The organism is Rhizobium sp. AAP43 (assembly GCF_001296045.1).
Lineage (GTDB): Bacteria > Pseudomonadota > Alphaproteobacteria > Rhizobiales > Rhizobiaceae > Allorhizobium.
The window spans coordinates 1-6,698 of the sequence record NZ_LJHS01000058.1 but is presented as its reverse complement, the minus strand read 5'-3'; the positions used below and the strand labels follow the sequence as shown (position 1 = coordinate 6,698).

General features: G+C 60.9%; 7 protein-coding genes and 1 pseudogene. 3 read left to right on the top strand and 5 right to left on the bottom strand.

The features are described 5' to 3' along the window. Nucleotides 1-351: 351 nt before the first annotated feature. Nucleotides 352-810, top strand: coding sequence for a hypothetical protein (locus IP76_RS21340; RefSeq protein ID WP_054160258.1), 459 nt, complete (start codon nt 352-354; stop codon nt 808-810). A gap of 101 nt (nt 811-911) precedes the next feature. Here the strand turns inward: IP76_RS21340 and IP76_RS21335 are convergent, their stop codons facing one another. From IP76_RS21335 to IP76_RS21320, 4 genes are all read right to left on the bottom strand, one after another. Next, a complete protein-coding gene (locus IP76_RS21335) occupies nt 912-1,211 on the bottom strand; it encodes a DUF6074 family protein (RefSeq protein ID WP_054160257.1) in 300 nt (99 codons plus the stop codon). A gap of 317 nt (nt 1,212-1,528) precedes the next feature. Further along, nucleotides 1,529-2,194 (bottom strand): TetR/AcrR family transcriptional regulator, encoded by a 666-nt coding sequence (locus IP76_RS21330; protein WP_054160256.1) that lies wholly within the window; start codon nt 2,192-2,194, stop codon nt 1,529-1,531. Nucleotides 2,195-2,337: 143 nt separating this feature from the next. Further along, nucleotides 2,338-2,811, bottom strand: coding sequence for a hypothetical protein (locus tag IP76_RS21325; RefSeq protein WP_054160255.1), 474 nt, complete (start codon nt 2,809-2,811; stop codon nt 2,338-2,340). A 182-nt stretch (nt 2,812-2,993) separates the two neighbouring features. After that, a complete protein-coding gene (locus tag IP76_RS21320; protein WP_156318683.1) occupies nt 2,994-3,623 on the bottom strand; it encodes a J domain-containing protein in 630 nt (209 codons plus the stop codon). A gap of 435 nt (nt 3,624-4,058) precedes the next feature. Here IP76_RS21320 and IP76_RS21315 point away from each other — a divergent pair, with 435 nt between their 5' ends. Further along, a complete protein-coding gene (locus IP76_RS21315; RefSeq protein ID WP_054160253.1) occupies nt 4,059-4,271 on the top strand; it encodes a cold-shock protein in 213 nt (70 codons plus the stop codon). 122 nt (nt 4,272-4,393) lie between these two features. Here the strand turns inward: IP76_RS21315 and dusA are convergent, their stop codons facing one another. Further along, nucleotides 4,394-5,440 carry a tRNA dihydrouridine(20/20a) synthase DusA gene (dusA, locus tag IP76_RS21310; protein WP_306765501.1) on the bottom strand — a complete coding sequence of 349 codons (1,047 nt, stop codon included), beginning with the start codon at nt 5,438-5,440 and terminating at the stop codon, nt 4,394-4,396. 634 nt (nt 5,441-6,074) lie between these two features. Between dusA and IP76_RS23205 the strand changes: the two are divergent. Beyond that, nucleotides 6,075-6,698 (top strand): annotated as a pseudogene (locus tag IP76_RS23205) (iron chelate uptake ABC transporter family permease subunit); the annotation flags it as partial.

The window sequence follows — 6,698 nt, the reverse complement described above, 5'->3', positions numbered from 1 at the left end:
CCCGGGCCACCGGCCAGGCGGACGTATCATCGTGTGGTGATGCGGATGCCGGACCCTTAGCCCGGTCAATCTTTGGGGATCACCCCGAAGACCGTCGCCGCCTTGCCAGAGAGACGCATGCAAGCGGGAATAAACGCCGAACGGGGCGCAGGAAGGAGCCACATACTTATACTTAGACAGGCTGCTTCTGGCGCCCCGTCCGAGACAAGTTTCAAGCACACCCGGAGGACGAGGAGTCCGACCGGCGGCGAAGCTTGGGGTTTTTGAAAGTTCAGTTCCACCTCCCCTCCCTGTGGGGGAGAGGAGAAGCCGCCCACCCCATCCAACCCAACCCACGGAAAGGAGACCACCATGCCCAAACTGGACACCGCAAACGGACCCAATGCCGAAATGCTGGACCTGCGCATGATGCGCAATATGGTTGCCCTGGCCAGATACCCGGCGACCTGCCGCACCCGGCAATGCCGCCGCAGCGGCCATTGCATGGGCCGTGCCACTCCGCTCGGAGAACCGATCTGGCGGGCCACCGAACTGCCGCCCTGCATTCATGGGGTCGATGCGACGTTTGTGCGCCAACAGGCGGTGGTCAGCCGGGTCATCATGGATTTCATCTACGGGAGCGAGGCACGCGAGCCCTGGCCTGCGGACCCTGACAAAGCCGAGCGCCTGCGTCACTCGATGGCGCTGCTGCAGCAGGTGCATGCGCGCCCCGGCCTGCATCCCGACCGCGAACGCGCCGGACTGCGCACCTGGCTGCGCCGCGATCCCGATCCCAAGCAGTTTGCCAGGATTTGCTCCTCCCTCCGCTAAACCTGCCATGACAGCTAGGCTCCGGCACAGATCGCCGGGAGGCTGCGGCGGCTGGAGCCGGCAAACCGGATCCGCCGCCGCGCGGCCTTGCAAGCCTGGACTCAGCTGGCTGTCATCTGACGGTCGAGAGGGATTGTCTGCTGATCATGCATCCGGCGCAATTCGAGATGAACGGCATCCTGGAAATTCAGGATTTCATCCCGCGCCTCGTCATAGGGGTGGCCGAGCGCTAAAAGCTCTTGGGCCAGGTCCCGGCACAGTGCCCTCCAGAATTCGGTGGCGGGCGGACCGTTCAGCTGGTCCAGCCTGTGGGCGGAGCTGCGTACCAGTTCGGCGCGGCGCGCCAGCGGAAAGTATAGAATCATTTCGACCCGCGTCGAAACAAAGTCGTCGTGCTGCATGTGTGGGTTCTCCAGCCAATCTCATATTGCTGTGCTTGAAGTCTCGTTCAGTGAAACGACCTCTTGCTTCGACGATACACGATCTGCCGAACCCGACCCGTTCACTGCCTGCCAGTCTTACTGGGGTGACCGAGCCTATACCGTCTTCAACAACGGCTAACCCACCTGAGTATGTTGTAACTCTAAAACACCATATGAGTGTGTCAACATTGGTTTACACATTTTCCCCAAAATTGGCGATGGCTGCGAACTTGTTCGGACCTGCTCGAACCTGGTGCCGTCTCCGGTGGCGACAGAGCCCTCCTGCGCTCTTCGGCTTAGCGGGCGCCGATGCCCGTCACCAGAAGCCGGAAGCAGCGGCGCAGGAAGGCGGCGCGGTCGGCACCACCAGGCCATTCAGCGCCCTGCCCGGATTTGAGCGCCATGGCGCCGAAGACGATTTCCATCAGGATATGGGCCGTCTCGAAGGGGTCGTCGATCGACAGCAGGCCGATGCGTTTGCCTTCGGCCAGCCAGTCAGTCAGCGCCCGGCGCGAGGCGTCGGCACCTTCGGCATGGATGATGGGCACCAGCGCGGGCTCGAGCCGCATGGCCTCGACGGCGCGGGCGACGAAGGATTCGCGGATGGCGGCGGCCTGTGGCTCGATGTCGATGCAAAAGAGCCGCGCCAGCTGCTCCTCCACGGGGATCTCGGGATCTGGCGGCGTGACATTGAACATCAGGCTGCGGTGATGGGCGACACTGGCGGCAAACAGATCGATCTTGCCGGGAAAGAGCCGGTAGACGGTGCGCTTCGAGACCTGCCCGGCCGCCGCGATCGCGGCAATGGAGGTGGCCTCATAGCCATGGGCGACAAAAAACGAAAAGGCGATGCCGACAAGCCGCGCCCGGATCTCGCAATCCTCGTTCAGCCGGGGGCGGCCCGGACCGCGCCGCAGCGCGTGCCGCGTGCCATCGCCCCCTGCCCGGCCTGCCTCGTCCATGCCCGTCCCCGTGATCCTGCCTGCCGGACACTTATGCACGCGAGTCGCGTCCGGCTTTCAAGCGGCATGACGCAGTTGCGAAAGGGGCGCAAGCCCCTTGCGCCCCTCTTCGCCTTGTTCAAGCTCGTTCGGATCGCGGCGGATCAGACGCGGTCCTCGTCCTCGGCGGCTGCGTCCAGCTGTTCCTGTGCCTTAGCCGCATCCTCGGCCTTGGCTGCTGCCGTTGCAGCATCGGTCGCGGACTCGTCGTCACGGCTTGAGACGCCGCCCGCCTGGAGCGACATCAGCACATCGGCGGCGGCCGAGGATATCTTTGCTTCCGGTGCTGCCCGGTCGGCCGTCGTGACGCTGACCGTCGGCGCAGACTTGGTCTGGGACTGGGTGGCGTTTCCGGTGCTGGCGGCGCTATCGGCGGCACCGGTCGATTCGAGCGCGGCAATGCTTGCCTTCAGCGTCGCGATTTCCTCGGTGAGGGTCGCCTTTTCCTCTTCAGTGGTCGCAGCCGACAATTCCGACTGCTTGGCCGCCAACTGCGCCTTGAGCTGTGAAACCGACCCGGAAGAGGACAGGGTCGAGACGGCAACGCTACCGGAACTGGATGAAATCGATGAAACCATAATGTTTTTCCCCATGCGTGAATCAGGCAGGAGGACTGTATGTGTTACAAATTAAGGTAATCGACCGGCCGTCGGGGTTTCCAAATTCGGCTTCGCATCTGGATGGGGCGCGGATGGTGCTACCGCTCCGGCGCCAAAGAATGGCGTGCCGCAGGAAATCGCCGACGAGCCAAGGCCTCGGCTTATTCTGCTGCCTTGGGCAATTCGACCTCGACCTCGGCCGCCTGTTCCATCTCGTAGGAATAGCCGTCGAGCATGCTATAGGCGCGTTCAATGGCCTGGATCTGGGTCTCGGAGGCACGGATCGCATCGGTGATCGACTGGGTGCGGGCGCGCAGCATGGAGCCGAGCACATCGGCCTCGGGGCGCTTGCCGAGACGGTCGATATGTTTGCGCACCCGGCCACGATGGCGCTCGAGCTCGAGAATATGGAAGCGCGCCTTCAGAATATCGTCGGTCAGTTTGCGGCGCAGCGAGGCGACCGGATCGAAGCTGCCCGGCTCGCGCTCGTCGAGGATCATGTCATTGACCAGCGATTCGAGCACCATCAGACCCTTGAGGTCGGTCGGCTCGGCGAGCTGCGGGTCATAGCCGGTGTCGTCATAGACCTTGCGGCGGACGGGATCCTTCAGGAGTTCGTAGCAGGCGGAAATTTTGGCGAATCGGTCCGCGTCGCCGCCGGCATCCGGATGCGCCGTTTTGGCAAGCCTGCGATAGGCTGCCTTGATGGTCGGTTCGTCGGCTTCGCGCCCGACACCGAGCATGTCATAGGGATCGATCACTCTGGCACCCCGTCTTGCCTCTGCTTGCATCACGCCATCCCGAGATGGTGTGACTACCGTGTCGTCCCCCGGTCATCAAGCGACGGCTATCACGTTTCGTTGGTTACGATTAACGACGATGCTAATCGAAACCGATTAACGGGAGGCATACGCGCGACAAAAGCCCCCCTCGATTGGGAGGATCCGTGTCGATTGCGGAGGAATTTCGGCAAGCGGCCAACTCTTTCGCTCTTGTCACCAGCTGGAATTGCCCATACGTCTTTAGTTGTTCGGGCACTACGGATCCCGGAGACTGGACTGGCTGTAGCGACCGCCAAGCGGTCAAGGGGGGCTTCCTCCCCGATTGTAGACGTTCTTTCCCCGTTATCGCGACCACTCGACGGTCCTGCCACGGCGGGACGCCAACGGCTTTCCCGGTCGCCGGGTGGGCTTGAGACACACTCGGGACATCAAGGAACATCTCCCATGGCCAGCAAGGGCACCGTCAAATTCTTCAACCAGGACAAGGGTTTTGGCTTCATCACGCCGGATGGCGGCGCAAAGGATGTGTTCGTCCACATCTCTGCCGTTCAGGCGTCTGGCCTCGACACCCTGTCGGAAGGTCAACAGGTCAGCTTCGACACCGAGCCGGACCGCATGGGCAAGGGCCCGAAGGCTGTCAACATCCAGGCCGGCTGATAGCCAAGGACCGGAGCGCGACATCGCTGCTTCAGCACGAACAAGGAAATGGCGCCCCACGGGCGCCGTTTTCGTTTTTCGGTATTTTCTTCCGCTGCGAGCACCGCAGATTGTTTCGCAGATTATTCGGCGGCGGCCTCGGCAGCTGGCCCGGGCTGGAGCTTCGGACCGGCGGTGATGTCGACGGCGGCGAAGGCCTCCGCGATCAGCGCCGGCGAGGCACCGGGCTTCGTTGCATCAGACGACAGGATCTGCCGGTAACGCCGCGCTCCGGCAAAGCCCTGGAACAAGCCGATCATATGGCGGGTCACGTGATTCAGTCGTCCACCACCCGCCATCACCTGATCGGCATAGGCCATCATCGCATCGCGAATACCGTCCCAATCGACTGGCACGTGGGCTGTGCCATAAATGCGGTGATCGACGTCGGTCAGCAGCGTCGCATTATGGTAGCTGGCCCGGCCCAGCATGACGCCGTCCATGACGGTCAGATGCTCACTTGCCTGATCGAGATCGGTAATGCCGCCATTGAGTCCGAGAAAGACGTGAGGGTTTTCGCGCTTCATCCGGTAGACAAGCTCGTAGTCGAGCGGGGGAATTTCCCGATTCTCCTTCGGTGACAGCCCCTTCAGCCAGGCTTTGCGGGCATGGATCCAGATTGCGTCAGCCCCTGCCCCGATCATCCGGCGGAGAAAATCCGGCAGCACATCGGCAGGCTCCTGATCGTCTACCCCGATCCGGCATTTGACCGTCACCGGGACGGTGGCCACCGCTTTCATTGCCGAGACACAATCGGCAACAATGGCCGGTGTCTGCATCAGGCAGGCGCCAAACGTGCCGGACTGCACGCGGTCTGAGGGGCAGCCGACATTGAGGTTGATCTCGTCATAGCCATAGTCGACGGCGATCTTCACCGCCTCGGCGAGCTTTACCGGATCCGAGCCGCCGAGCTGCAGGGCGACGGGATGTTCCTGCACCGAGAATCCCAGCAGCTTGTCGCGCGGGCCGTGCAGGATCGCATCGGCCACGATCATTTCGGTGTAGAGCAAAGCCTCACGAGTCAGCATGCGATGGAAGACGCGGCAATGCCGGTCCGTCCAGTCGATCATCGGTGCAACGGCAAAAACGGGAGCCATGAAATAATTGACGTTTTTAGGATTTACAGACACTTGCTGGACCTTTTCATCGTCTTGTTCATGCTCGTTAAGCGCCATTTTTGCCAATTCCGGCACCGTATCTGGTCTAGTTGACCAAATACAGTAATCCGTGGACCCAACTAGGAGTCGCCCATGGGCACTATCGGCGCGCGCAAGCGCATGATGGCAGCGTCGCTTACCGAGCGCGAGCTGGGGGCATGCAGGATGGCGTGACTTATCACGAGACCGAGACCTTTGACAGACGTCCTGCGACCGCAGCCTGGATTTCAAAACGCGAACAGTACCTGTCCAAACCAGGGGTCCCCACCAAGTTCAAAATGATGATCGGACAACATCGTCCAATTTCATACAGCGCTACACCGATGAGACCATAAAAGATATTCTGCGCACAAACGTTCAAGCTCTGAAGGCGAGAATAGTTTCAATATCACAAAAATGCGCTGCTCTTCCATAAATTAGAACGATTTCATTGAGTTACTGAAATACATGACAAGGCAACAACAGACACTTGAATATTTCGATTGTCATCTTGTGGCGATATTCGCAATCGCGCAGCCGATCTGGCGCCATCGGCTCGACGAGCAGGAGATGAAGGATGCTGTCAAGGTTGCACGTCGGATGGGTATCAGCAGCGCGTCAAAGCCTGCGCCGATGGAATTCAAAAGTCCCCGTCATCATTGCTGTCGTTGGCCTCCTGATGGTTATCGCCATCAGCCTCCTTATCGGTCGCGGTCCCGACGGCACCTTGGCTGTTGTCTCCGGAGAGTTCCTCGGCGACATTCTCGCGATCCGGGCACCGAAGGTCCTTGCGGCTTTTGCATCCGGGGCAAAGCTTGGCGTTGCTGGCCTCATTCTCCAAAAAGGTGACTGGCAACGAGATGGCGAGCCCCGAGGTCTTGGGTATCAGCGCTGGCGCAACCTTTGGCGTAGCGATCGCGCTTTTTGCCGTCAGCCCTGGTTTTTCAGGACAGTTTGTCTTCGCCGTCGCTGGCGCTGTTGCGGTTCTCGGCGTCATACTTCTGTCTTCACGTCGCTCCACCTTCGCCCCTGAACGGGTGCTGCTGGCCGGTATCGAACTGAGCGCCATGGTTGACGCGGTCGTTGGCGTTCTGAGTTCAACCGGAGATTCGAGAGCCGTCCTTCTCATGCGCTGGATGAGCGGTTCGACATATCTGGTCAACGGCTCGATGGCTCAAGTGGAAGTCATCATCGCAGCGGTGCTGATCGCAATCGCATTTGCCGCGCGCCGTTGGCTGGATATCCTGCCGCT